We start from the raw sequence: 23,219 nt of genomic DNA on the forward strand, positions 1-23,219 counted from the left end.
CGGTGAGCGGTGGCCGGGAGCCGTGGCATCGTGGCCCGGGAACGGGAGAGGAGCCGATATGACGGCGGAGACGGCGGAGGCGGGGCGGGGGCACACCCATGAGGTGCGCGCCCTCCACACGGACGAGACGATCACCGTGTACCAGGCGTACTCCGCGCGGATCGCCGGACCGGCCCTGGCCGCGGGTACCTTCGTGCCGCCCTTCAAGCGGGAGCGCATGACCTGGATCAAGCCCTCCTTCCTGTGGATGATGTACCGCTGCGGCTGGGGTGCCAAGCCCGACCAGGAGCGGGTACTGGCCGTCGACATCACCCGGGAGGGCTTCGAGTGGGCGCTGGCCCACGCCTCCCTCAGCCACTACGACCGGGACCGCTTCGCGAGCGAGGCCGAGTGGCGCGAGCAGCTGAAGGCGAGCCCGGTCCGCGTGCAGTGGGACCCGGAACGCGACCTCCACCTGAACCCGCTGCCGCACCGGGCGATCCAGATCGGCCTCTCCGGCTCCGCGGTGGACCGCTACACCGACGAGTGGATCACCGGCATCCGCGATGTGACCGCCCTCGCCCACGAGGTCCGTGCGGCCGTCCGGGCCGGCGACCTCGACACGGCGGGCGAGCTGCTCCCCGCCGAGCGCCCGTACCCGCTCCCGGCGGACCTCGTCACCCGCATCGGCCGCCGCTGACCGCACCTGACCGTGGGACCGCCCGTGAGCGGCGCCGACCGGCGCTGACCGGCGCTGACCGGCGGGGACGCGGGGGAGCATCAGCTCCGGCCGACCGGGAGGCCCGTCGGTTCCTTGATGCGCTTCATGATGATCTGGGAGTTGACCTCGGTGACCCCCGAGAGGGCGGTGAGCTGCTCGATCCAGAGGCGTTCGTACGCCCGGAGGTCGGCGACCGCGATCCGGAGGAGGCAGCCGGGGCTGCCGAAGAGGCGGTACGCCTCGATCACGTCCGGGATGTCCTGGAGGGCGGCCTCGAACGCCTCGACCGCCGCGCGGTCCCGCCGGACCTCCACCGACACCAGCACCTCGAAGCCGCGGTCGACCGCCTCGGGGTTGATCACCGCCCGGTAGCCCTGGATCACGCCGTCCTGCTCCAGCTGGCGGACCCGGCGCATGCAGGGGGACGGGGTGAGGCCCACGCGCTGGGCCAGCTCCTGGTTGCTGAGCCGGCCGTCCTGCTGGAGCTCGCGCAAGATTTCTCGGTCGATCGCATCCATGGCGCAATTATCCACCACCGAATGTGAACGGACGGCCGGAATCCGCAATCACATTGCGTGAGGAACCGCTTACCATTGCTTGCTGCGCACGTGCGTGCGAAACCCGTGGGTACGTCACCCGTACGGGTGAAGTGGTGCAGTCCGGCGTCAGGCGAAAGGTGGGCATTCCGTGGGACGGATCGTCGTCATCAGCACCGGCGGGACCATAGCGAGCCGCTGGCAGGGTTCAGGGTTCGCGGCGGACGCGGACGGCACCGAGGTCATGGCCACGGCGCCGCTGCCGGAGGACGTGACCGTCGAGGTCGTCGACCTGTTCAGCGTGAACAGCCCACGCCTCACCACCGCCCACCAGCTGACCCTGCTGCGCACGGTGCACGAGGTGCTCGCCGACCCCGGCGTCGACGGGATCGTCGTCACCCACGGAACGGACACCCTGGAGGAGTCCGCCTTCCTGGTCGACCTCCACCACCACGACGAGCGCAGCGTCGTCTTCACCGGGGCGCAGCTCCCCATGGGCGCGGAGGACGGGGACGGCCCCGGCAACCTCTACGACGCCCTGCTGGTCGCCGCCCGTACGCGGGGCCTGGGGGTGCTGGTGTCCTTCGCCGGGCAGGTGCACGCGGCCCGCGGCACCGTCAAGACCCAGACCCTGGCCGCCGACGCCTTCGCCGATCCCTCGGGGGAGTGGCTGGGCAAGATCGGCTTCGGCAAGGTCACCGTGCTCCGGCAGCCGCGGCGGCCGGAGGCGCTGGCCCTGCCCCCGATGCCGGAGGCCCTGCCGCGCGTGGACATGGTCATGCACCACTCCGACGGCGACCCGCTGCTGTTCCGGGCGTCGGTCGACGCCGGCGCGCGCGGTGTGGTGCTGGTCGCCACCGGCGCCGGCAACGCCACCCCGGAGTTCGTGGAGGCCGTCGCCGAAGCGACCGCGCGCGGGGTGCTCGTCGCCCTCACCACACGGGTGTCCGCCGGCCCGGTCACCGAGATCTACACCCACGGCGGTGCCGTCGACCTGGTGGCGGCGGGCGCGGTCCCGACCGGCACCCTGCGCGCCGGCCAGGCCCGGATCGCCGTACTCGCCGCCCTGCTGGCCTCCGGCGAGCGCGCGGAGCAGGACCGGGTGCTGCGGCTGGCGCTGGCCGCGGCGGAGTCGAAGCCGCTGGTCGATGCGTAAGTCCCGCTGACCGGGCCGCCGTTCGGGACGTAGGATCGTCCCGGGCGGCGGCTTGTTGAGCTCGGCGGGGGGCGCGTACACGTGGAACCGGGGACCATCGGCATCCGGCTGGCTTCGAGCGTGCTCGGCCCGCTGGTACGGAAGCTCTTCGTCAGCGAGGGGCCGGGCGCCGGCCTCGTCGACAAACCGGTCCGGATCTCCGGGTACGTCTCCTTCCGGGGCGAGAAGCGGAGCCTGACCGAGGCGGACGTACGCACCCTCGCGGCGAAGATCGTCAAGCACGCCCTGCGGACGGGCGGCGAGCGGCCGATCGCGGCGGACGAGGAGCAGGCGGTCGTGGACGCCCTGGCGGCGACCCTCTCCGCGCTGGGCGAGCTGACGATCACCGACCTGGACGCGGTCCGGCTGGGCGCGCCGGAGTTCGCCCGCACGCTGCGCAGCGCCGCCGAGGCGGCTAGCGGCGACCCCACCCGCGAACTCACCGCCGACGCCGCGTACTTCCACGACCGGCTGCTCGACTCGGCCTGCCTTCACATCCTGCACTTCTTCACCCAGCGGTCGACGTTCGTCGCCCACGCCCTGGTCGAGCAGACGCGTGCGGTGGGCGACCTGACGGCGAAGGTGGACGAACTGATCCGCCGCAACCCGCTCCCCGGTGCGGAGGACGCCGCCTTCGAGCAGGAGTACCTGCGCTACATCGCCAGGAAGCACGGCAAGCTGACGATCTACGGCATCGACCTCAACCGCTCCCCGGCCCGCTGGCCGCTGGACGTGGCCTACCTCAGCCTGGAGGCGACCGTCTCCGCGGCATCGCCGTGGCCGCACTACGACGACCCGTGTGCCGCCGACCCGTACCCCGACGGCCCCCCGGACGAGGACCCGGAACCGCCCGCCGGACCCGAGTACATGCCCGACGAGCTCGCCGAGCAGTTCTACCGGGACACGTTCGAGGCCGCGGCGGAGGCGAGTGACCCGGAACACGAGGAGTACCACCGGAGGGTCAACGAGCATCTCCTCAGGAGCCTCTTCCCCCAGCCCGCGGACGAGGTGCTCGCCGGCAGCCGCCGCGTGCTGCTCCGGGGCGAGGCCGGATCGGGCAAGACCACCCTGGTGCAGTGGCTGGCGGTCGGGACGACCGGACGGAGCCGGACCCCGGCGATGGCGTACCTCCACGACCGGATCCCGTTCGTGCTGACCCTCCGTACGATCACCCGCAACGGCGGCCGGCTGCCCGCGCCCAGGGACTTCCTCGGCGCCGTCGACTCCCCCCTCGCCGGGTCCCAGCCGGCCGGGTGGGAGCAGCGCGTCCTCACCGCCGGCCGTGGCCTGGTGCTCATCGACGGCATCGACGAGGTACCCGAACGCGAGCGCGAGCGGACCCGCCGGTGGCTGCGGGACCTGATGGAGGCGTACGACGGCGACAACCGCTGGCTGGTCACCTCCCGGCCGTCCGCCGTGGGCGTGCGGTGGCTGGCGGAGGAGGGGTTCGACGAGCTCACGCTGTCCGCGATGGGTCCCGCCGAGGTCGCCACGTTCATCCGGCGCTGGCACGACGCAGCCCGCCCGGACGCCGACGACCCGGCCGAACTCGACGCGTACCAGGAGCAGCTGCTTGCCGCGGTACGCACCAAGCCGGACCTCGGACGGCTCGCCACCAACCCGCTGATGTGCGGTCTGATCTGCGCCCTGCACCGCGACCGGCGGGGGTACCTGCCGCACGGGCGCAAGGAGCTGTACGACGCCGCGCTGTCCATGCTGATCGGCCGCCGCGACCGGGAACGCGACATCGAGGTGCCGGAGCTCGGGGAGGACGCCCGGCTGGATCTCCTCCAGCGCCTCGCGTACTGGCTGATCAAGAACGGCCGGACCGAGATGGACCGGGAGCGGGCCGAGGACATCATCGGCCGGGCGCTCCCGGCCGTGCCCGAGCTGGCGGCACTGGGGGACGCCTCCGCGGTCTTCGGGCATTTCCTGCTCCGCAGCGGCCTGCTGCGCGAACCGGCCCCGGACACCGTGGACTTCGTCCACAAGACCTTCCAGGACTTCCTCGGCGCCCGCGCGGCGGTGGAGGAAGGCGACTTCGGCCTGCTGATCGGCCACGCAGCCGACGACCAGTGGGAGGACGTCATCCGGATGGCGGTCGCACTGGCCAACAAGCGGGAGCGCGCCGAGATCCTCCGCGGCCTGCTGGAAGCCGGGGACAACTCGACGGACCGGCCGACCCGGGTGCGGGTGTACCTGCTGGCCTCGGCCTGTCTGGAGCAGGCGACGGTGCTGGATCCGGCGGTCCGCGAGGCCGTGCGGGAACGGACGGCCTCACTCATCCCGCCGAAGACCGAGGACGAGGCCCGAGCCCTGGCCGAGATCGGCCCGCTGGCCCTCGGGCTCCTGCCGGGACCTGGAGACACGCGCGGAAGCAGCGAGGCGTACCTGGTGGTGGTCGCCGCATCGCACGTGACCTCCGACGCGGCACTCCCGTTGCTGGCCAGGTACGCCGAGCACCCCTCCCTCCAGGTCCGGTCACAGCTCATGTGGGCGTGGTCGCGTTACGACAGCGCTGCCTACTTCGAGGAGGTCATCGTCCGCCTGCGCTCAGACGGCCTCCGGTACACCGTGCAGTCCGCCGAGCAGCTGGACCTGCTCCACCGGCTTCCGGCGCGACCCCGCCGACTGGACGTCCGCAGCGAGGTTCCGCTTCAGCGCCTGGAGTCCTACCTCGCCGAAACCACGCTCGATGAATTGGTGCTCGCCCACCCGGAGGTCTCCGACCTCGGATTTCTGGCCCCGCAGGGAGAACTGCGGGACCTGCGCGTGGTGGGATGTCCCGCTCTCACGGACCTTTCGGCGCTCGGCGGACTCCCTCTGGAGTCCCTGGCGATCGGCGGCAGCCCGGACCTCCGCGCGCATCCGGTCGGGCCGCTGCCCGAACTGCGCTACCTCATCGTGGACGTCCCGGCCGACGCGGACTGGGAGGTGGCCGACCTGCCCACCGGCCCGCTGCTGCAGAACCTGGTCCTGCGCGGCACCGCGTTGCCGAGCGGCCTGAGCGGCCTGAGCCGCCTGCGCAACCTCGAATCCCTGACCTTCGGCCCCGAAAGCGGCCCCGCCTCCGAGGGCGATTGGCGGGAGGTCCGGGACCTTCCCCTGCTGAACGACCTGGTCATGAAGGCGTCCCGCTTCGTCACCCTGCCGGCCGGCGCCGTCCTGCCCGCGGTCTCGACCCTCGGCCTCCGGGACTGCGGTGATCATGACGTGCAGGCCGTGCTCACCCGCCTGAGGGGCGCGTGTCCCCGGTTGCAGAGGTTCTCCCTGCGCGGGCTGATCGGTGAGGAGGCCGAGCTCGACGTCGCTCCGCTGGCAGACCTGCCCCACCTGCAGTACCTCTCCCTGCCGGTACCGTTCCACCGCGTCCGCAACGCCGACACCCTGCCCGATGGTGTCGGGCTGACCGCGCTCAGGCCCCCGCCCTGATCGCCCTCAGCCCCCCGCCGGCTCCCCGAACGCCGCCAGGATGCGGTCCGCCGCCGACGTGGCGGTGACCTCGCCCGCGCGGACCGCCGCCTCCAGGTCCGGGGCCACGCCGCGGACGCCCGGGTGGGAGCGCAGCCGGTCCAGAAGCTCGTCGCGGACCATCGACCAGGTCCACTCCACCTGCTGGGACGCCCGCTTCGCCGTCAGCCGGCCGGTGCCGGACAGCAGCTCGCGGTGGGCCTCCAGGCGCGCCCAGACCTCGTCCAGCCCGGTGGACTCCCGGGCGCTGCAGGTCAGCACCGGCGGGGTCCAGGCCGCGTCGGCCGGGTGCATCAGGCGCAGGGCGCCGGACAGTTCGCGGGCCGCCGCCTTCGCGTCGCGCTCGTGCGGGCCGTCCGCCTTGTTGACGGCGAGGACGTCCGCCAGTTCCAGGACGCCCTTCTTGATGCCCTGCAGCTGGTCGCCCGTACGCGCCAGGGAGAGCAGCAGGAAGGAGTCGACCATGCCGGCGACCGTGGTCTCCGACTGGCCGACGCCGACCGTCTCCACGAGCACCACGTCGTAGCCCGCCGCCTCCATCACGATCATGGACTCGCGGGTGGCCTTCGCGACCCCGCCCAGGGTGCCCGCGGAGGGCGAGGGCCGGACGAAGGCCGACGGGTCCACCGACAGGCGCTCCATCCGGGTCTTGTCGCCCAGGATGGAGCCGCCCGTACGGGTCGAGGACGGGTCCACCGCCAGCACCGCCACCCGGTGGCCCAGGCCGGTCAGCATCGTGCCGAAGGCGTCGATGAAGGTGGACTTGCCCACCCCGGGGACACCGCTGATGCCGATCCGGCGGGCGTTTCCCGAGTGCGGCAGCAGCTCCGCGAGCAGCCGCTGGGCCAGCACCCGGTGGTCGGCGCGGGTGGACTCGACGAGGGTGATGGCGCGCGCGATCTGCGCGCGCTTCCCGTCGAGCACGCCCTTCGCGTACGCCTCGATGTCGATACGAGGGGGCATTCCTCGGCTCGCCCCCGCCTACAGCTCGTGGCCGAGGTCCGCGGCGAGCCGCGTCACCAGGTCGTGCGCCGCGTCGGGGATGACCGTGCCGGGCGGGAAGACCGCCGTCGCGCCCATCTCCAGCAGCGTGGGGACATCGGCCGGCGGGATGACGCCGCCCACCACGATCATGATGTCCTCACGGCCCTCCTCCGCGAGCTGCTCGCGCAGCGCCGGGACGAGGGTCAGGTGGCCGGCCGCCAGCGACGACACGCCCACCACGTGGACGTCCGCCTCGACGGCCTGGCGGGCCACCTCCGCCGGGGTCTGGAACAGCGGGCCGACGTCCACGTCGAAGCCCAGGTCGGCGAAGGCCGTGGCGATCACCTTCTGGCCGCGGTCGTGGCCGTCCTGGCCCATCTTGGCGACCAGGATGCGCGGGCGGCGGCCCTCCGCCTCCTCGAACCGGTCCACCAGGGCGCGGGTGCGCTCCACGTTCGGGGACTCTCCTGCCTCGTTCCGGTACACACCGGAGATCGTACGGATCTGGCTGGCGTGCCGGCCGTACACCTTCTCCAGGGCGTCCGAGATCTCGCCCACGGTGGCCTTGGCGCGCGCCGCGTCCACCGCCAGGGCGAGGAGGTTGCCGTCACCGCGGTCCGCCGCGTTCGTCAGCGCGCGCAGCGCGTCCTGGGTGACCGCCTCGTCGCGCTCCTCGCGCAGCCGCCGCAGCTTGGCGATCTGCTGGGCGCGGACGGAGGAGTTGTCGACCTTGAGCACCTCGATCTGCTCGTCGTTCTCGACGCGGTACTTGTTGACGCCGATGACGGGCTGGCGGCCGGAGTCGATCCGCGCCTGGGTGCGGGCCGCGGCCTCCTCCACCCGGAGCTTGGGGATGCCCGCGTCGATGGCCTGCGCCATGCCGCCGGCCGCCTCGACCTCCTCGATGTGCTGCCAGGCCCGGCGCGCCAGGTCGTACGTCAGCTTCTCCACGTACGCGCTGCCGCCCCACGGGTCGATCACCCGGCAGGTGCCCGACTCCTGCTGGAGCAGCAGCTGGGTGTTGCGGGCGATGCGGGCCGAGAAGTCCGTCGGCAGGGCCAGGGCCTCGTCGAGCGCGTTGGTGTGCAGCGACTGGGTGTGGCCCTGGGTGGCCGCCATCGCCTCGATGCACGTACGGGTGACGTTGTTGAACACGTCCTGCGCGGTCAGCGACCAGCCCGAGGTCTGCGAATGGGTGCGCAGGGACAGCGACTTGGCGTTCTTCGGGTCGAACTGCTTCACCAGCTTCGCCCACAGCAGGCGGGCCGCGCGCAGCTTGGCGACCTCCATGAAGAAGTTCATGCCGATCGCCCAGAAGAACGACAGGCGGGGCGCGAACGCGTCCACGTCGAGCCCGGCGCCCTGCCCGGCCCGCAGGTACTCCACACCGTCCGCCAGGGTGTACGCCAGCTCCAGGTCGGCCGTCGCCCCCGCCTCCTGGATGTGGTACCCGGAGATGGAGATCGAGTTGTAGCGCGGCATGTGCTGCGAGGTGAAGGCGAAGATGTCGGAGATGATCCGCATCGACGGCTTCGGCGGGTAGATGTAGGTGTTGCGGACCATGAACTCCTTGAGGATGTCGTTCTGGATGGTCCCGGCGAGCTTGTCGGGGGAGACGCCCTGCTCCTCCGCCGCCACGATGTAGAGGGCGAGGACCGGCAGCACCGCGCCGTTCATCGTCATCGACACCGACATCCTGTCCAGCGGGATCCCGTCGAACAGCTGCCGCATGTCGTAGATGGAGTCGATGGCCACGCCGGCCATGCCGACGTCACCGGTGACGCGCGGGTGGTCGCTGTCGTAGCCGCGGTGCGTGGGCAGGTCGAAGGCGACCGACAGGCCCTTCTGTCCGGCCGCGAGGTTGCGCCGGTAGAAGGCGTTGGACTCCTCGGCGGTGGAGAAGCCCGCGTACTGCCGGATCGTCCACGGCTGGTTGACGTACATCGTCGGGTAGGGGCCGCGCAGGTACGGGGCCACGCCCGGGTACGTGCCCAGGAAGTCCAGGCCCTCCAGGTCCCGGCCGGTGTACAGCGGCTTGACCCCGATGCCCTCGGGGGTCTCCCACAGCAGGTCGGAGGCGGCGGAGCCGGTGGACTCCTTGACGGCCGCCCGCCACTGGTCCTCGGTCGCCCCGGCGGGGGCGCCCGGCCCGAGCGGCAGCTCGGTGAAGTCGGGGATCCCCATCAGGACACTCCCATCCGGTCGAGTACGGAGGACAGCACGGCGACGGCGTCGCAGCCGGCGAAGACGTACTCGTCCACGGCGTCGGCGGCGGTGCCGGGCCGGCCGGCCAGGAACACGGTCGTGGCGCCGGCGGCGCGCAGGGACTCGGCGACCCCCGCCGCCTGCTCCTCGTACAGCGCGTCGCTGGAGCACAGCACCGCCATGGCCGCCCCGGAGGCGGTGAAGGCGGCGCCGGCGGTGGCCGCGTCCACCGACACCGGGTCGTGGACGGCCTCGATGCCGCCCGCCCGGAACAGGTTCGCGGCGAACGTGGCACGGGCGGTGTGCGCGGCGGCGGTGCCCAGCGCGGCCAGGAAGATACGCGGCCGGGTGCCGGTGGCCGCGAGGTGCGCGTCCGAGCGGGCCCGCAGGGCCTCGTACGCCTCGTCGCGGCGGACCCGCGGCAGGCCGCCGGAGAGCGGTGCCGGAGCGGGCTCGCGCTCCGGGAGCTTCTCGTCCAGGTTCGGGAACTCGCTGACCCCGGTGACGGGTTCGCGGCGCTTGGCGAGCTTCTTCGAGCGCTCGGCCCAGGTCGCGGACAGCCGCCCGGCCACCAGGCCGGAGCGCAGTGCGGCCGACAGGCCGCCCGACTTCTCGATCTCCCGGAAGAACTCCCAGGCGGCGTGCGCGAGTTCGGAGGTGAGCTGCTCCACGTACCAGGAGCCGCCGGCCGGGTCGATCACCCGGGCCAGGTGCGACTCCTCCAGCAGCACGGTGGAGGTGTTGCGGGCGATCCGGCGCGCGAAGGCGTCCGGCAGGCCCAGTTCGTGGTCGAAGGGGAGCACGGTCACCGCGTCCGCGCCGCCGACCCCGGCGGCCATGCAGGCCACCGTGGTGCGCAGCATGTTCACCCACGGGTCGCGCCGGGTCATCATCACCGGCGAGGTCACCGCGTGCTGCCGCTGCGCTCCCGCCTCCGGGGCGCCCGACGCCTCCGCGACACGGGCCCACAGACGGCGCGCGGCCCGCAGCTTGGCGATGGTCAGGAACTGGTCGGCGGTGGCCGCGTAGCGGAACTCCAGCTGCCCGAGGGCGGCCCCGACGGACAGGCCCGACTCGGTCAGCGCGCGCAGGTAGGCGACCCCGGTGGCCAGCGACAGGCCCAGCTCCTCGGCCGCCGAACCGCCCGCCTCGTGGTAGGGCAGTGCGTCCACGGTCAGGGCCCGCAGCCCCGGCCAGGACTCGGCGGCCTCCCGGGCCAGCGAGACGGCCGGGCCGAGGTCGAGGACCTCGCCGGTACGGGCCTCGTGGCCGAACGGGTCCGCTCCCAGGCTGCCGCGGGCGTCCTCGGGGGACACCTCGCGCTCGGTGTACAGGCGGAGCAACTCCCGTGCCGCCTGCGCGTATTCGGCTCCGGCGTCCAGGGTGACCGGGGCCAGGTCAAGGTAGACCCCGACCAGTGCGCGGGCCAGTCCGGAGACCGGGACGCCGCCCCGGCCGACGGCGAGCCACAGCGAGGTGACCCCGTTCTCCAGGTCGGCGAGGACGGCCTCGTTCAGCCGGGCCGGGTCGGTGTGCAGCTGCCGCTGCCGTACGTCCCAGCCGGTCGCGGCGTTCCCGGCAGCCCGGCCGCCGCGCACGTAGGGCGCGAATCCCGGAAGGCCGGCGCCGTCGGCGCCGGGCGCGCCGGAGCCGGCCGCGGTGGCCGGGGTGGCCGCGGTGTACAGCGGGCGGGTGCTGAGCCCGTCCTGGAGCTGGGTGGACAACGCGTCTTCCGCGGCCGCGCCGACAGCTTCCTTGCCCGACTTGCGCAGTACGCCTTCAACCAGGCGCTGCCACTGCTCATGCGTCGCGTCAGGGAACTCGGCGGCCAGGGAGAGCCCGTCGTCAGGCAGGACCGTCATGGCTCGAATGCTAGGGGGGTCGCTCATGCGAGACCATAACCACCGGATGTGATCTCGCACCCACGAGTAGCTACGCCAAACCGGGCGAACCGGACGGGTCGGTGAAGAGGGGGCCGAGCAGGACGGTCGCGGCCGCCTCGGGCAGCACGGCGGGGCCGGCGTGCGGGACGACGATCCGCCCGGGGTCGGTGCAGACGTGGGAGAACGCGATCGCCGCCGTCCGGACCTCCTCCAGGTACTCCTCGTGCAGCACGCTCGACAGTTCCGTGACGACCATCACGGCGGGGTTGAACACGTCGAGGAGCAGCGCGGTGGCCCGCCCCACGTTCCGGGCGCGGTCCCGCAGCAGCCGGTCGGCCCGCGGGTCGCCGCCGGCGGCCGCGTCCACCAGGAGCCCGATCGCGGGGGTCGGCACGATGCCCAGCCGGACCGCCTCCGCGGTGACCGCGGTGTCCGAGGCGGTCGCCTGGAGGCAGCCGGTCCGCCCGCAGGCCGCACAGCGCGCCGTCGATCCGGGCACCGGCAGGTGCGCGACGTCGCCGGCCGCCGCGTCCGGCCCCTGGTGCAGGGATCCCTCGATGCCGAAGGCCGCGTCGACCACGTTCCCGATGAACAGGTGGACCAGGCTGCGGCGGGCCTCCGGACGGCCGAAGAGGATCTCCGCGCCCGCCACCGCGCGCGCGTGGTTGTCGATGCGGACCGGCAGGCCGAGGGCGTCGGACAGCTCGCGGGCCAGCGGCCGGTCCCGCCAGCCCAGGCGCTCGTGCCGGACGACCAGGCCGTCGTCCGGACGGATCCAGCCGCCCAGCGCCGCACCCACCCCGAGCAGCGGCCGGTCCGAGGCGAACTCCGCGAGGAAGGCGGCCAGTCCGGCGGCGATCCGGGCGGGGGAGTGGTCCCCGTGGTGCGGCAGGGTCCGGCCGGCGAGGACCCGGCCGCGCAGGTCCACCAGCCCGAACGTGGAGGAGGGCACGCCGATGTGCAGCCCGGCCACGACGGCCCCGCCGACCGGACCGGTGTGCAGGTCGAGCGGGACGCGGGGGCGGCCCACCCCGCCCGGCGGGGGCGGTTCCGGCAGTTCCCGCAGCAGGCCGCGCCGGAGCAGGCCGGTGGTCTGCCGGGACACCGCGGCCGGACTCAGGCCGCAGAGGTGCGAGATGGTGCTGCGGGCGACCGGGCCGTGGTCGAGCACCGTGCGCAGCACGGTGGCGGAGTTGGCCGCGGCGCGGTCGTCACCGGTCACGGCGGGCTCCGTCACATCGGCCCGGACGCCCGGCGGCGGGGCGGCGGCGGTGGGGTTGGGTCACGGCCGTCGACAGTAACCGCGACCGGGCGCGACGCACCCGGGGTGGCCGATTGGCGCCGTCCTGATGGCCGGTTCCCGTGTGTACGGGGCGTGGCGGGGTGTGCGAAGGCGTGGCGGGAGCGTTGCGGCACCGTGAAATCGAACCGTGGCGGGAGCGTGCCGGGCATGGGTTCGCCCGCCCCGGGCGAAGGGGAAGAACCGCAGGTCAGTTGGGGTGCGGCGGAGATTCCGGGGGTGTGCGGGGAGCCCGCCGGGCGGCCCCCGGGGCGGGGTCGCGGGCCCTTGACCGGGGGCGGGCCCGCTGACACGCTCCTGCCCATGTCCGCAACCGAGCGATTCGCCGAGCGGCTCCACACCTCCGGCGGCACCCCCACCGTGCCGACCGCGTGTCAGGGCCGCTGTCCGGCCTGTTCCTTCTCCGCCTGAGGGCGACCGGCATCGGGCCGGGCGCATCCGGCGACCGACCGGCACGCACCGCGCGCCGTGACGGGGCCCGCCTCGCACCCTATTTCTTCCGCTGAGGAAGTAACCCGTCGCGCGCCCCGTCCCTCCGGGCGGTCGTCCGCCCCGGTGGCGTGCCGGTCGGTGCTTCCGTCACGGACCTCCGTGCACCGGGCACGTCGCGTCGGGCACTGAACCGCACCGCGCACAACTGCGCAGAACCGCGCCGAACCACACCGAACCACACCGAACCGAACCACACCGCACGTCTCCGGACCGCGGCCGGTCCGTGGCGCCGGTGCGGCCGTGCCCGTCCGGCCGCCCGTCCCGTCCGGCCGCCCGCTCCCGCGACCACCCGCTCCGTACGGCCTCACCGCCTCACCGCCGCACCGCCGCACGGACGCGCTGCCGGCACCTCCCGTCCCCGCATCGTCCCCCGCTCCGTCTCCCCTCCGTCCCCGTGCCGTACGTCCGGCACGTCTCCGCCCGGGCCCCGGCCCGTGCCCGTCCCCAGGAGTCACCATGGCCACCGCCACCCAGCCCGCCGCCACCACCGAGCCCGCGGCCGCGGCCGTCCCGTCCGACACCGGATCCGGGATCACCGCCACGCCCATCGGCGGCCGTATCGGCGCCGTCATCGAGGGCGTCCGGCTCGGCGGCGACCTCGCCCCCGAGGCCGTCACCGCCGTCCGGGACGCCGTACTGGCCCACAAGGTCATCTTCTTCCGCGCCCAGCACCACCTGGACGAGGAGGGCCACGAGGCGTTCGCCCGGCTGCTGGGCACGCCCGTCGCGCACCCCACCGTCCCGTCCGCCGACGGCCGCTACGCCCTGGGCATCGACTCCCACCACGGCGCCCGCGCCAACCAGTGGCACACGGACGTCACCTTCGTCCCCGCCTACCCGGCCTTCTCCATCCTGCGCGCCGTCACCATTCCCCCGTACGGCGGCGACACCCTCTGGGCGAACACCGCCACCGCCTACGCCCACCTGCCCGAGCCGCTCCGCGCCCTCGCCGACGGCCTGCGCGCCGTCCACTCCAACGAGTACGACTACGCGGCCCTCAAGCCCGACGCGGTGCCCGAGGCCCTCGCCCAGTACCGCGAGGTCTTCACCTCCACGAAGTTCCTGACCGAGCACCCGGTCGTACGCGTTCACCCGGAGACCGGCGAACGCACGCTGCTCCTGGGCAACTTCGTGCAGCGCCTCCAGGGCCTCACCGGCCGTGACTCCCGCGCGCTGGTGGACCTCTTCCAGGCGCACGTCGAGCTGCCCGAGAACACCGTCCGCTGGCAGTGGCAGCCCGGTGACGTCGCGATCTGGGACAACCGCGCCACCCAGCACTACGGCGTGGACGACTCCGACGACCACGAGCGCACCCTGCGCCGGGTCACCGTAGACGGCGACGTCCCCGTCGGCGTGGACGGCCGTCCCTCCCTCCTGCTCAGCCCCGAGACCGTCCCGGCGCCCGCCTTCGGCATCGCCTCCGGGGACTCCGTCACGCCCGAGACGGCCTGACACCTCACCGCCCTCACGCCCCAACGGCCCGACGGCCCCGACGGGCCGGCCCGCTCCGGCGGCCGGCCCGGCCTCCGGCCCACCCGATCAGCCCGCACCGCCGAGTACCGGAAAGAGAAACCGTGCCCCGCATCCTCGCTCTCACCGGCAGTCCCTCCGTCCAGTCCCGCACCGCCGTCGTCGCCGAGCACGCCCTGAGCCGTCTCGCGCACGCCGGCTTCGACACCGCGCACCTGGCCGTCCGTGAGCTCCCGGCGGCCGACCTGCTGGCCGCCCGTACCGGACAGCCGGAGCTGCGCCGCGCCCTGGAGGCCGTCGCCGAAGCCGACGGCCTGCTCATCGCCACCCCCGTCTACAAGGCCTCGTACACCGGTCTGCTGAAGGCCTACCTCGACCTGCTCCCGCAGGACGGCCTGGACGGCAAGACGGTGCTGCCGCTCGCCACCGGCGGCAGCCTCGCCCACGTCCTCACCCTCGACTACGCCCTCCGCCCGGTGCTCTCGGCGCTCGGCGCCCGGCACGTCACGGCGGGCCGGTTCGTCCTGGACTCCTCCGTGGAACGCGGCGCCGGACCCGACCGGCTCCGCCCCGAGGCGGAGCTCGACCTCTACCAGGCCGTCGACGAGTTCGCCGACGCCGTCCGTGCCGGTGTCGGTGTCCGTCCCGGTGCCGTCCGCGCCGGCGCCGCCGCCGTCACAGCCGCCGGCTGACCCACCCTTCCCCGTACCGAACAAGGACCACGCCATGCCCGCAGCTCTCACCTCGTCCACCACCTCCCGGCGCCAGTTCCTCACCCTGCTCGGCATCTCGGCGGCCGCGGTGAGCTGCGGCACGGCCACGGCCGGCAGCGGCGGGGGATCCGGCAAGCAGGTGAAGACCCTCAAGTACCAGGGTGCCGTCGGCTCCGTCACCCTTCCCGAACTCGCTGCGGACCTCGGCTTCTTCGAGGACGTCAAGCTGGAGTGGGTCGGCAACACCATCAGCGGCCCGCAGGACATCCAGTCCGCGGCCACCGGCCAGACCCACTTCGGCAGCGCCTTCAACGGCGCGGTCATCAAGCTGGCCTCCAGCGGGGCTCCGATCAAGGCCGTCATCTCCTCCTACGGCTCCGACCAGTACACCTACGGCGGCTACTACGTGCTGGAGGACAGCCCGATCCGGTCCGCCCGGGACCTGATCGGCAAGAAGGTCGGGATGAACACCCTGGGCGCCCACTACCAGGCCCTGCTCGACATCTACCTGAGCCGCAACGGACTCTCCAAGTCGGAGGCGGGCAAGGTCGAGCCGCTGGTGGTGCCGCCGGTCAACACCGAGCAGGCGATCCGGCAGAAGCAGATCCAGGTGGGTGTGCTCAGCGGCATCCTGCGCGACAAGGCGCTGGCGACCGGAGGCATCCGCCCGCTGTTCACCGACACCCAGCTGCTGGGCCCGTTCAGCGCCGGCACCTACATCATGACCCAGCGCTTCATCAAGGAGAACCCGGACACCGTACGCACCTTCGTCACCGGCGTGGCCAAGGCCATCGAGTGGTCCCGGACCACCCCGCGCGAGGAGGTCATCGCCCGGCAGACCGAGATCGTCAAGAAGCGCGGGCGCAACGAGGACGCCGCCAACCTCAAGTACTGGCACTCCTACGGCGTCGCGGAGACGGGCGGCCGGATCGAGGACAAGCACTTCCGGCTGTGGCTGGACTGGCTCGGCGAGCGCGGCGAGATCAAGCAGGGCCGCCTGAAGGCCTCCGAGCTCTACACCAACGAGTTCAACGGCTTCGGGAAGGGGTGACGGCCGTCATGGCGAAGATATCGATCGAGGGCGTGCACAAGGCGTTCGGGGGGTTCACCGCCCTCGACGGCATCGACCTGGAGATAGACAGCGGCGAGTTCCTGGTGGTCGTCGGCCCCAGCGGCTGCGGCAAGTCCACCCTTCTGGACCTGCTGGGCGGCCTGGCCCGGCCCACCGGTGGACGGATCCTGCTCGACGGGAAGCCGATCACCGGACCGGGACTGGACCGGGGCATCGTCTTCCAGCAGTACGCGCTGCTGCCCTGGCGCACCGCCCAGGGCAACGTCGAGTTCGGCCTGGAGGCCACCGGCGTGCCGCGCCGTCAGCGTGCAGCCCGTGCCCGCGAGTTCCTGGACCTGGTGGGGCTCACCGGCTTCGAGGACCGGCACCCGCACGAGCTGTCCGGAGGCATGCGCCAGCGCGTGGCGATCGCCCGCTCCCTCGCCTACGACCCGGACGTGCTCCTGATGGACGAGCCGTTCGCGGCGCTGGACGCGCAGACCCGCGAATCGCTCCAGGACGAGCTCCGCCGCATCTGGCAGAGCACCGGCAAGACCGTCGTGTTCATCACGCACGGCATCGAGGAGGCGGTCTACCTCGGGCAGCGGGTCGCCGTCATGACCTCCCGGCCCGGCCGGATCAAGGAGGTCGTCCCGGTCTCCTTCGGCGAGCGCGACGCACTGCTGGGCGAAGCCCTCCGGTCCAGCCCGGAGTTCGCCCGCTACCGGCACGAGATCTGGACGCTGCTCCACGACGAAGTGGCCCGTGCCCAGCAACTGGAGAAGGAGGCGGCAGCCGCATGACCACCGGAACCGACATCACCGCCCTGGCCGCGGCGGGCGCCCGGGCCCCGGGCACCCCGGCCGACAGCGGCACGGAACCCGGCGGGGCACCCCGTCCCGCCGGAACCGCCGCCACCGCCGCGGCCGTACTCGACGCGTCCACCACCGCCGACGCCCCGGACGCCGACGCCCCAGCCGCCCAGGCTCCCGACACAGCGGCTCCCGGCGCCCCGGACACCGCCTCGGACACGGGCACCGCCTCGGCCACCCCCGCACCCGCCCCCGAGCCCGGCGCGCCGGGCAGGAGTGCCGCCGCGGCCCTGGCCGTCGTACGCGGCCTCAAGGCCGCTCTCGTACGGTCCGTCGCGATCCTCGCCCTGCTCGCCCTGTGGGAGATCGCCCCGCGCGCCGGCCTGGTCGACTCCACCTTCCTGCCCCCCATCAGCGAGGTCGCCGTCGCCTGGTGGGAGCTCGCCCTGGACGGCCAGCTCGCCGAGCACACCGAGGCCAGCCTCACCCGCTCGTTCGGAGGCTTCGGCATCGCAGTCCTCGTCGCCGTCCCCCTCGGACTGCTGATCGGCTGGTACCGGCCCGTCGCCGACGTGCTCGGCCCGCTGCTGGAGCTGTTCCGCAACACCGCCGCCCTCGCCCTGCTGCCCGTCTTCGTTCTGCTGCTCGGCATCGGCGAGACCTCGAAGGTGTCCATCGTCGTCTACGCCTGCGTCTGGCCGATCCTCCTCAACACCATCAGCGCCGTACGCAACGCCGATCCGACCCTGATCAGACTCGCCCGGTCGATGGACCTGTCCACGCCCCGGCTGTTCCAGAAGGTGATCCTCCCGGCGTCCGTCCCGACCATCTTCACCGGCATCCGGCTGGCCGGAGCGATCTCCATCCTGGTCCTGGTCGCCGCCGAGATGATCGGCGCCAAGGCCGGCCTCGGCTACCTCATCAACGCCTCGCAGTTCAACTTCGCCATCCCGCAGATGTACGCCGGGATCATCACGATCTCCGCGATCGGCGTCGCCTTCAACCAGCTCCTCGTCACCGTCGAACGCCGCCTCAGCCTGTGGCGCGTCCCCGCCTCCGCCTAGGGAAACCCAGATGACCACCGAGACGCCCCGCACCCTCCACCTCAACGCGTTCCTGATGAACGCCGGCCACCACGACGCCGCCTGGCGGCACCCCGGGTCCCAGCCCGAGCGGATCACCGACCTGGCCTACTTCCAGGAACTCGCCCGCACCGCCGAGCGCGGCAGGCTCGACTCGATCTTCTTCGCCGACGGCGTCGCCCTCTGGGGGAAGGCCCGGCACAACGCCCTCGGCGGGTTCGAGCCGCTCACCCTGCTGTCCGCGATCGCGGCCGTCACCGAGCACATCGGCCTGATCGCCACCGTCTCCACCACCTTCAACGAGCCCTACAACCTGGCCCGGAAGTTCGCCTCCCTCGACCACATCAGCGGCGGCCGGGCCGGCTGGAACATCGTGACCTCCGGCACCGTCGACGAGGCCCGCAACTTCAACCGCGACGAGCATCTGGAGCACGCCGTCCGCTACGAACGGGCCCGCGAGTTCCTGGAAGTGGCAGGAAAGCTCTGGGACAGCTGGGAGGACGACGCGATCGTCCTGGACCGGGAAGCCGGCATCTACGCCGACACCGACAAGCTCCACCCGGCCGCCCACCGCGGCACGCACTTCCGGGTCGCCGGCCCGCTCAACGTGCCCCGCTCCCCGCAGGGCCACCCGCTGCTGGTGCAGGCCGGATCCTCCGAGGACGGCAAGGAGTTCGCCGCGCAGTACGCCGAGGCGGTGTTCACCGCCCAGCAGACCCTCGCCGACGGACAGACCTTCTACAAGGACCTCAAGTCCCGCCTCGCCCGCCACGGCCGCACCGAGGACGAGCTGCTCGTCCTGCCCGGCATCGCGCCGGTCATCGGCTCCACCGAGGCCGAGGCCAGGCGGCTGGAACAGGAGCTCACCGACCTCCAGGTGCCCGAGTACGGGCTGGCCCAGCTCTCCGGCATGCTCGGCGTCGACCTGACCGGGCTGCCGCTCGACGGCCGGCTGCCCGACCTCCCGGAGGAACGCGACATCAACGGCAACAAGAGCCGCTTCACCCTGGTCGCCGAACTCGCCCGGAAGGAGGAGCTCACCCTGCGGGAGCTGATCGCCCGGCTCGGCGCCGGCCGCGGCCACCGGGTGTTCGCCGGCACCCCGGAGCAGATCGCCGACCAGCTCCAGGAGTGGTTCGTCAGCGGCGCGGCCGACGGCTTCAACATCATGGCGCCGGTGCTGCCCACCGGCCTCGCCGACTTCGTCGACCAGGTCGTGCCGATCCTGCAGCAGCGCGGCCTGTTCCGCACCGAGTACACGGGCACGACCCTGCGCGACAACTACGGACTGCCCCGGCCGGCCAACCGATACGCACGGACCGCGGGATGACCGCGGCCACCGGCCACACCGCGGAGCTCGCCGCCGACGTCCTGGTCGTCGGCGGCGGGCCCGCCGCCACCTGGGCCGCCCTCAAGGCGGCCGAGAACGGTGCCGCCGTGGTCCTCGCCGACAAGGGCTACTGCGGGACCAGCGGCGCCACCGCCGCCGGAGGCACCGGCGTCTGGTACGTGCCGCCCGAGCCGGCCGCCCGCGAGGCCGCCATGGCGAGCCGGGAGGGCCTCGGCGGCCACCTCGCCGACCGCCGCTGGATGTCCCGCGTCCTCGACGAGACCTACGACCGGATCAACGAGCTCGCCGGCCGGGGCCGGTACCCCTTCCCGGCCGGCCCCGACGGACGGCCCCTGCGCAACGGCCTCCAGGGCCCCGAGTACATGCGGCGGATGCGCATCCGTATCCGCCGGGCCGGGGTCCGGATCCTCGACCACAGCCCGGTCACCGAACTGCTCACCGACCGCGAGGGCGCCGTCGCCGGAGCCGCCGGATACCGCCGCCAGGCCCGCGCTTCCTTCCGGGTCCGGGCCGGCGCCGTCGTCCTCGCCACCGGCGGCTGCGCCTTCCTCAGCGGGGCGCTCGGCACCAACACCAACACCGGCGACGGCGCCCTGTTCGCCGCCGAGGCAGGAGCCGAACTCTCCGGGATGGAGTTCTCCAACGCCTACGGCATCGCCCCCGAGGGCACCTCGGTCACCAAGACGGCCTTCTACTCCTTCGCCACCTTCTACCGGGAGGACGGCGAGGTGCTGGAGGGCGCGGCCAGTCAGGGAGGCCGCTCCGTCATCGCCCGCGAACTGCTCGCCGGCGGCAGGGTCCTCGCCCGCCTGGACCGGGCCGGCGCCGACGCCCGCGAAGCGATGCGGCGCGCCCAGCCGAACTTCTTCCTCACCTTCGACCGGCTGGGCATCGACCCCTTCACCGAGCGCTTCCCGGTGACCCTCCTCGCCGAGGGCACCGTCCGCGGCACCGGGGGCATCCGGATCGTCTCGGACGACTGCGCCACCGGGGTGCCCGGCCTGTACGCCGCCGGGGACGCCGCCACCCGCGAGGAGATCTGCGGGGGCTTCACCGGGGGCGGCAGCCACAACGCGGCCTGGGCGATCTCCTCCGGCAGCTGGGCGGGCCGCGCCGCCGCGGGGTACGCGCGGTCCCTGCCCTCGGGACGCGCCGCGCACCGTCCGCTGACCGGCACGGGCGGAGCGGGGCTCCGGCCCGGCGGCACCCCCGGCCGACCGGACGGATACCGCGAGGCCCTGGAACTCGTACGGGCGGAAGTGCTGCCGTACGACAAGAACTACCTGCGGCACGGGGACGTGCTGGCCCGGTCGCTGGAGGTGCTCGACCGGAGCTGGGCCGGACTGCGCACCTCCCTGTACGCGGAGGGCGCCGATCTGGTGCGGGCCCGGCAGACGGCAGCCATGACCGCGCACGCCCGGTGGATGTACGCGGCGGCACTCGCCCGGCCGGAGAGCCGGGGGATGGCCAGGCGGCTGGACCATCCGGGGCAGGACCCGGCGCTGCACCACCGGATCACCGTCGGCGGACTGGACCGGGTGTGGACCCGGCCCGGCCGCCGGCGGACGGCGGTCCCGGCCGGAGATCCGGCGGCGGTCCCGGCCGTGGTTCCGGGCGTGGTCCGGGCCGTGCTCCCCCGACAGAGGGGAGCGGGCGGGTGATCGAACTCGTTTCGGCCGACCGGTGCATCGCCTGCGACAAGTGCGTCGAGGTGTGTCCCACGGACGTGTTCGAGCGCGGACCCGGGGGGATCCCGTTGCTCGCCCGGCAGCAGGACTGCCAGACCTGCTTCATGTGCGAGGCCAACTGCCCGGTGGACGCCCTGTACGTGGCCCCGCAGACCAGGCCGCTGCCGGAGGACCCGGCGGTACGGGACGAGGAGGCGCTGGCCGCCGGCGGGCTGCTCGGCAGCTACCGGCGGGAGATCGGCTGGGGCCACGGCCGGACCCCCGGCGCACTGCGCGCGGTCGGGCCGCCACTGGGGTCCGCGACGCCGCCGATCACCTCCTGAAAGGCCGCGGGTGCCGCCGGAGCCCCGGGCTCGGACTCCGGCGGCACCCGCTCGTTCCGGTCAGACCGTCAGGACGATCTTGCCTCGGGTGCGGCCGGACGCGCTGAGCTCCCAGGCCCGTGCGGCCTCCGCGAGCGGGAGCGCGTGCTCCACGCTGATCGACAGCTTCCCGGCGTCGGCGAGTTCGGTGAGGAAGGTCAGGTCGGTGGTGTCCGGCCGGGCCCACATCTTCTTGGCGCCCTTGGCCTCGGCATCCTGATCGGCGATCGAGAGCACCCGTCCCTGCTCCTGGACCAGGGAGAGCAGCAGCTCCACGCCGTCGCCGTAGAAGTCCAGGCCGGCGTCGACCCCTTCGGGCGCCAGCGCGCGGATGCGGTCCCCGAGCCCCTCGCCGTAGAGGACCGGCTCGGCGCCCAGCGAACGCAGGTAGTCGTGGTTGTGCGCGCCCGCCGAGCCGATCACGCGCAGGCCGAGGGCGACGGCGATCTGGACGCCGAGCGAGCCGGTGCCGCCGGCCGCCGAGTGGATGACCACGGTCTCGCCGGACTTCACGCCGACCCGCTTCAGCGCCTGGTAGGCCGTCAGTCCGGCCAGCGGTATGCCCGCCGCCTGCTCGAAGGTCAGGTCCCGGGGCTTGCGGGCCAGGGTCCGCACCGGGGCGGACACCAGCTCGGCGTAGGTGCCCAGCTCCACCCATTCCTTGCGTACGTACCCGTACACTTCGTCGCCCACGGCGTAGTCGGTGGTGTCGTCGCCGACCGCCTCGACGATTCCGGCCACGTCCCAGCCGGGGACGACGGGATAGTGGACCTCGAAGGTCGATTCGAGGTAGCCGGCGGCCACCTTCCAGTCGATCGGATTGACCCCGGCGGCCTTCACCCGGACGAGGACCTCTTCGGGTCCGACCTTCGGTGACGGAGCGTCAACCAACTCCAGGGCGGCGGGTGTTCCGTATGCGCTGTACGTGATTGCCTTCATGATCAAGGCCAACCGGGCGCCGTGGCGGGGTATTCCGGCAGGAGAACGCCGGTTTGGGCCGGTCTCGGTCCGGGTCGTGGCTCGGGTCCGGGCCGGTCGTGGTCGGGTCGGTCCGGGGTCCGCGCCGGTCTCGGGTCCGGGCCGGGCTCAGGCCGGGAGGGTGTTGCGGTGGGACATCCGGCGGGCCTTGCTGACGAGAGCCTGGATCTGGGCGCCGGACTGTTCGACGTCGTCGAGCCGGGAGGGGAAGGGCAGCCGTACGTCGTGGTGCCCGTGCCGGGACTCCACCCGCAGGGTGAGCCCGTAGCGGTCCATCGCGAGCGGCAGCGCGCGCAGCACCGTGCAGCCCGGGGCGGGCGGCGGGGCCAGCCGGAGCAGCAGCGGCACGAGCTCCGCGTGGCCGTCCATCAGATGGGTCAGCATGCCGGCCTCGTGGGCGGCGAGCGGGTCCGGGTACGCCTCGTCGAGCTCGTCCAGGCCGACGTGCACGATCCCCTCGGCCGTCTCCAGGACGGCCCGGTCGTATTCCACGCAGGTGCTCGCGGCCGGATCGGAGGGGGCGGCGGCCGGGTGCGGGGTGAGCAGCCTGCCGAGGACGGTGACCCGGGCGCGGACGCGGTCGCGGACCGGGGTGGGCGCGATGTCGGTGAACTCCAGCCGGACGGCCGGGCGGTCCCCGGCCCGAGCGGCGGGCCCCTCCGGATCGGCGGGGCCGGGCGCGGGGTGGAGGTGGAAGCGGCCCAGCACGTCCGCGCCGGGGGACCGGTGGACCTCGGTGCGGAGCCCGTCCGTGACCACGCTCATGGAGTGGGCCGCGGCGAGGACCGACCGGACCCGCTCGGCGTCGGTGGGCCGGGCCGGTGCGGGGTCGGAGGCGGGGAAGCCGGACAGGCGCATGCGGATCTCTCCATCCCAGGGGGCGGGGCGAACGGACTGACTTAGGTTTGCCTAACCTAACTCATAGGGGGGTGGGGTCGGCAACCAC

The 23,219-nt window shown here is 73.3% G+C and carries 18 protein-coding genes; 11 read left to right on the forward strand and 7 right to left on the reverse strand.

Annotated elements, in window-relative coordinates:
* Positions 1-58 precede the first annotated feature (58 nt).
* Positions 59-679 carry a DUF4291 domain-containing protein gene (locus AB0O36_RS00770; RefSeq protein WP_365102030.1) on the forward strand — a complete coding sequence of 207 codons (621 nt, stop codon included), beginning with the start codon at positions 59-61 and terminating at the stop codon, positions 677-679.
* 80 nt (positions 680-759) lie between these two features.
* On the opposite strand, the gene AB0O36_RS00775 is transcribed toward AB0O36_RS00770, so the two are convergent.
* The gene (locus AB0O36_RS00775) at positions 760-1,218 is read right to left on the reverse strand and encodes an Lrp/AsnC family transcriptional regulator (RefSeq protein ID WP_365102032.1); all 459 of its coding nucleotides are present in this window, start codon (positions 1,216-1,218) and stop codon (positions 760-762) included.
* Positions 1,219-1,387: 169 nt separating this feature from the next.
* Here AB0O36_RS00775 and AB0O36_RS00780 point away from each other — a divergent pair, with 169 nt between their 5' ends.
* Both AB0O36_RS00780 and AB0O36_RS00785 read left to right on the forward strand, forming a co-directional pair.
* Positions 1,388-2,392 carry an asparaginase gene (locus AB0O36_RS00780; protein WP_365102035.1) on the forward strand — a complete coding sequence of 335 codons (1,005 nt, stop codon included), beginning with the start codon at positions 1,388-1,390 and terminating at the stop codon, positions 2,390-2,392.
* A gap of 81 nt (positions 2,393-2,473) precedes the next feature.
* A complete protein-coding gene (locus AB0O36_RS00785; RefSeq protein WP_365102038.1) occupies positions 2,474-5,863 on the forward strand; it encodes an NACHT domain-containing protein in 3,390 nt (1,129 codons plus the stop codon).
* 6 nt (positions 5,864-5,869) lie between these two features.
* Here the strand turns inward: AB0O36_RS00785 and meaB are convergent, their stop codons facing one another.
* The 4 genes from meaB to AB0O36_RS00805 all read right to left on the reverse strand — a co-directional run bounded on the left by meaB (position 5,870) and on the right by AB0O36_RS00805 (position 12,196).
* Positions 5,870-6,865, reverse strand: coding sequence for a methylmalonyl Co-A mutase-associated GTPase MeaB (gene meaB / locus AB0O36_RS00790; RefSeq protein ID WP_365102041.1), 996 nt, complete (start codon positions 6,863-6,865; stop codon positions 5,870-5,872).
* An 18-nt stretch (positions 6,866-6,883) separates the two neighbouring features.
* Complete coding sequence (gene scpA / locus AB0O36_RS00795; RefSeq protein ID WP_365102043.1) at positions 6,884-9,070, reverse strand: methylmalonyl-CoA mutase; 2,187 nt, start codon at positions 9,068-9,070, stop codon at positions 6,884-6,886.
* Entirely contained in the window at positions 9,070-10,953 is a 1,884-nt protein-coding gene (locus AB0O36_RS00800; RefSeq protein WP_365102045.1) for a methylmalonyl-CoA mutase family protein, read from the reverse strand. Before AB0O36_RS00800 ends, scpA begins: the two co-directional genes overlap by 1 nt.
* Positions 10,954-11,023: 70 nt before the next feature.
* Positions 11,024-12,196, reverse strand: a complete 1,173-nt coding sequence (locus AB0O36_RS00805) for an ROK family protein (RefSeq protein ID WP_365102048.1) — start codon at positions 12,194-12,196, stop codon at positions 11,024-11,026.
* A 1,026-nt stretch (positions 12,197-13,222) separates the two neighbouring features.
* Between AB0O36_RS00805 and AB0O36_RS00810 the strand changes: the two genes are divergently transcribed.
* From AB0O36_RS00810 to AB0O36_RS00845, 8 genes are all read left to right on the forward strand, one after another.
* A complete protein-coding gene (locus tag AB0O36_RS00810) occupies positions 13,223-14,218 on the forward strand; it encodes a TauD/TfdA family dioxygenase (protein ID WP_365102053.1) in 996 nt (331 codons plus the stop codon).
* 122 nt (positions 14,219-14,340) lie between these two features.
* Complete coding sequence (ssuE, locus tag AB0O36_RS00815) at positions 14,341-14,928, forward strand: NADPH-dependent FMN reductase (RefSeq protein ID WP_365102056.1); 588 nt, start codon at positions 14,341-14,343, stop codon at positions 14,926-14,928.
* Between the two features lie 34 nt (positions 14,929-14,962).
* Entirely contained in the window at positions 14,963-16,000 is a 1,038-nt protein-coding gene (locus tag AB0O36_RS00820) for an ABC transporter substrate-binding protein (protein ID WP_365102059.1), read from the forward strand.
* Positions 16,001-16,008: 8 nt separating this feature from the next.
* Entirely contained in the window at positions 16,009-16,803 is a 795-nt protein-coding gene (locus AB0O36_RS00825; RefSeq protein WP_365102062.1) for an ABC transporter ATP-binding protein, read from the forward strand.
* Positions 16,800-17,876 (forward strand): ABC transporter permease, encoded by a 1,077-nt coding sequence (locus AB0O36_RS00830; protein ID WP_365102065.1) that lies wholly within the window; start codon positions 16,800-16,802, stop codon positions 17,874-17,876. Before AB0O36_RS00825 ends, AB0O36_RS00830 begins: the two co-directional genes overlap by 4 nt.
* Positions 17,877-17,886: 10 nt before the next feature.
* Entirely contained in the window at positions 17,887-19,224 is a 1,338-nt protein-coding gene (locus AB0O36_RS00835; RefSeq protein ID WP_365102067.1) for an LLM class flavin-dependent oxidoreductase, read from the forward strand.
* Positions 19,221-20,906, forward strand: coding sequence for an FAD-binding protein (locus AB0O36_RS00840; RefSeq protein WP_365102069.1), 1,686 nt, complete (start codon positions 19,221-19,223; stop codon positions 20,904-20,906). The genes AB0O36_RS00835 and AB0O36_RS00840 overlap by 4 nt, the downstream gene beginning before the upstream one ends.
* The gene (locus AB0O36_RS00845) at positions 20,903-21,256 is read left to right on the forward strand and encodes a ferredoxin family protein (protein ID WP_365102071.1); all 354 of its coding nucleotides are present in this window, start codon (positions 20,903-20,905) and stop codon (positions 21,254-21,256) included. Before AB0O36_RS00840 ends, AB0O36_RS00845 begins: the two co-directional genes overlap by 4 nt.
* Before the next feature lie 60 nt (positions 21,257-21,316).
* Here AB0O36_RS00845 and AB0O36_RS00850 read toward each other — a convergent pair whose 3' ends face one another.
* Both AB0O36_RS00850 and AB0O36_RS00855 read right to left on the reverse strand, forming a co-directional pair.
* Positions 21,317-22,234: an NADP-dependent oxidoreductase gene (locus tag AB0O36_RS00850; protein WP_365102074.1), complete on the reverse strand. Its 918-nt coding sequence runs from the start codon at positions 22,232-22,234 to the stop codon at positions 21,317-21,319.
* Between the two features lie 147 nt (positions 22,235-22,381).
* The gene (locus AB0O36_RS00855) at positions 22,382-23,131 is read right to left on the reverse strand and encodes a DUF2470 domain-containing protein (protein ID WP_365102077.1); all 750 of its coding nucleotides are present in this window, start codon (positions 23,129-23,131) and stop codon (positions 22,382-22,384) included.
* Positions 23,132-23,219 lie beyond the last annotated feature (88 nt).

It is taken from the genome of Streptomyces sp. NPDC089799, from assembly GCF_040684755.1.
In the GTDB taxonomy this organism is placed as follows: Bacteria; Actinomycetota; Actinomycetes; order Streptomycetales; family Streptomycetaceae; genus Streptomyces.

Coding starts and splice junctions, on each gene's coding strand:
- AB0O36_RS00770 (WP_365102030.1), top strand. CDS start 59: ATGACGGCGGAGACGGCGGAGGCGGGGCGGGGGCACACCCATGAGGTG.
- AB0O36_RS00775 (WP_365102032.1), bottom strand. CDS start 1,218: ATGGATGCGATCGACCGAGAAATCTTGCGCGAGCTCCAGCAGGACGGC.
- meaB (WP_365102041.1), bottom strand. CDS start 6,865: ATGCCCCCTCGTATCGACATCGAGGCGTACGCGAAGGGCGTGCTCGAC.
- scpA (WP_365102043.1), bottom strand. CDS start 9,070: ATGGGGATCCCCGACTTCACCGAGCTGCCGCTCGGGCCGGGCGCCCCC.
- AB0O36_RS00800 (WP_365102045.1), bottom strand. CDS start 10,953: ATGACGGTCCTGCCTGACGACGGGCTCTCCCTGGCCGCCGAGTTCCCT.
- AB0O36_RS00810 (WP_365102053.1), top strand. CDS start 13,223: ATGGCCACCGCCACCCAGCCCGCCGCCACCACCGAGCCCGCGGCCGCG.
- AB0O36_RS00820 (WP_365102059.1), top strand. CDS start 14,963: ATGCCCGCAGCTCTCACCTCGTCCACCACCTCCCGGCGCCAGTTCCTC.
- AB0O36_RS00825 (WP_365102062.1), top strand. CDS start 16,009: ATGGCGAAGATATCGATCGAGGGCGTGCACAAGGCGTTCGGGGGGTTC.
- AB0O36_RS00830 (WP_365102065.1), top strand. CDS start 16,800: ATGACCACCGGAACCGACATCACCGCCCTGGCCGCGGCGGGCGCCCGG.
- AB0O36_RS00835 (WP_365102067.1), top strand. CDS start 17,887: ATGACCACCGAGACGCCCCGCACCCTCCACCTCAACGCGTTCCTGATG.
- AB0O36_RS00840 (WP_365102069.1), top strand. CDS start 19,221: ATGACCGCGGCCACCGGCCACACCGCGGAGCTCGCCGCCGACGTCCTG.
- AB0O36_RS00850 (WP_365102074.1), bottom strand. CDS start 22,234: ATGAAGGCAATCACGTACAGCGCATACGGAACACCCGCCGCCCTGGAG.
- AB0O36_RS00855 (WP_365102077.1), bottom strand. CDS start 23,131: ATGCGCCTGTCCGGCTTCCCCGCCTCCGACCCCGCACCGGCCCGGCCC.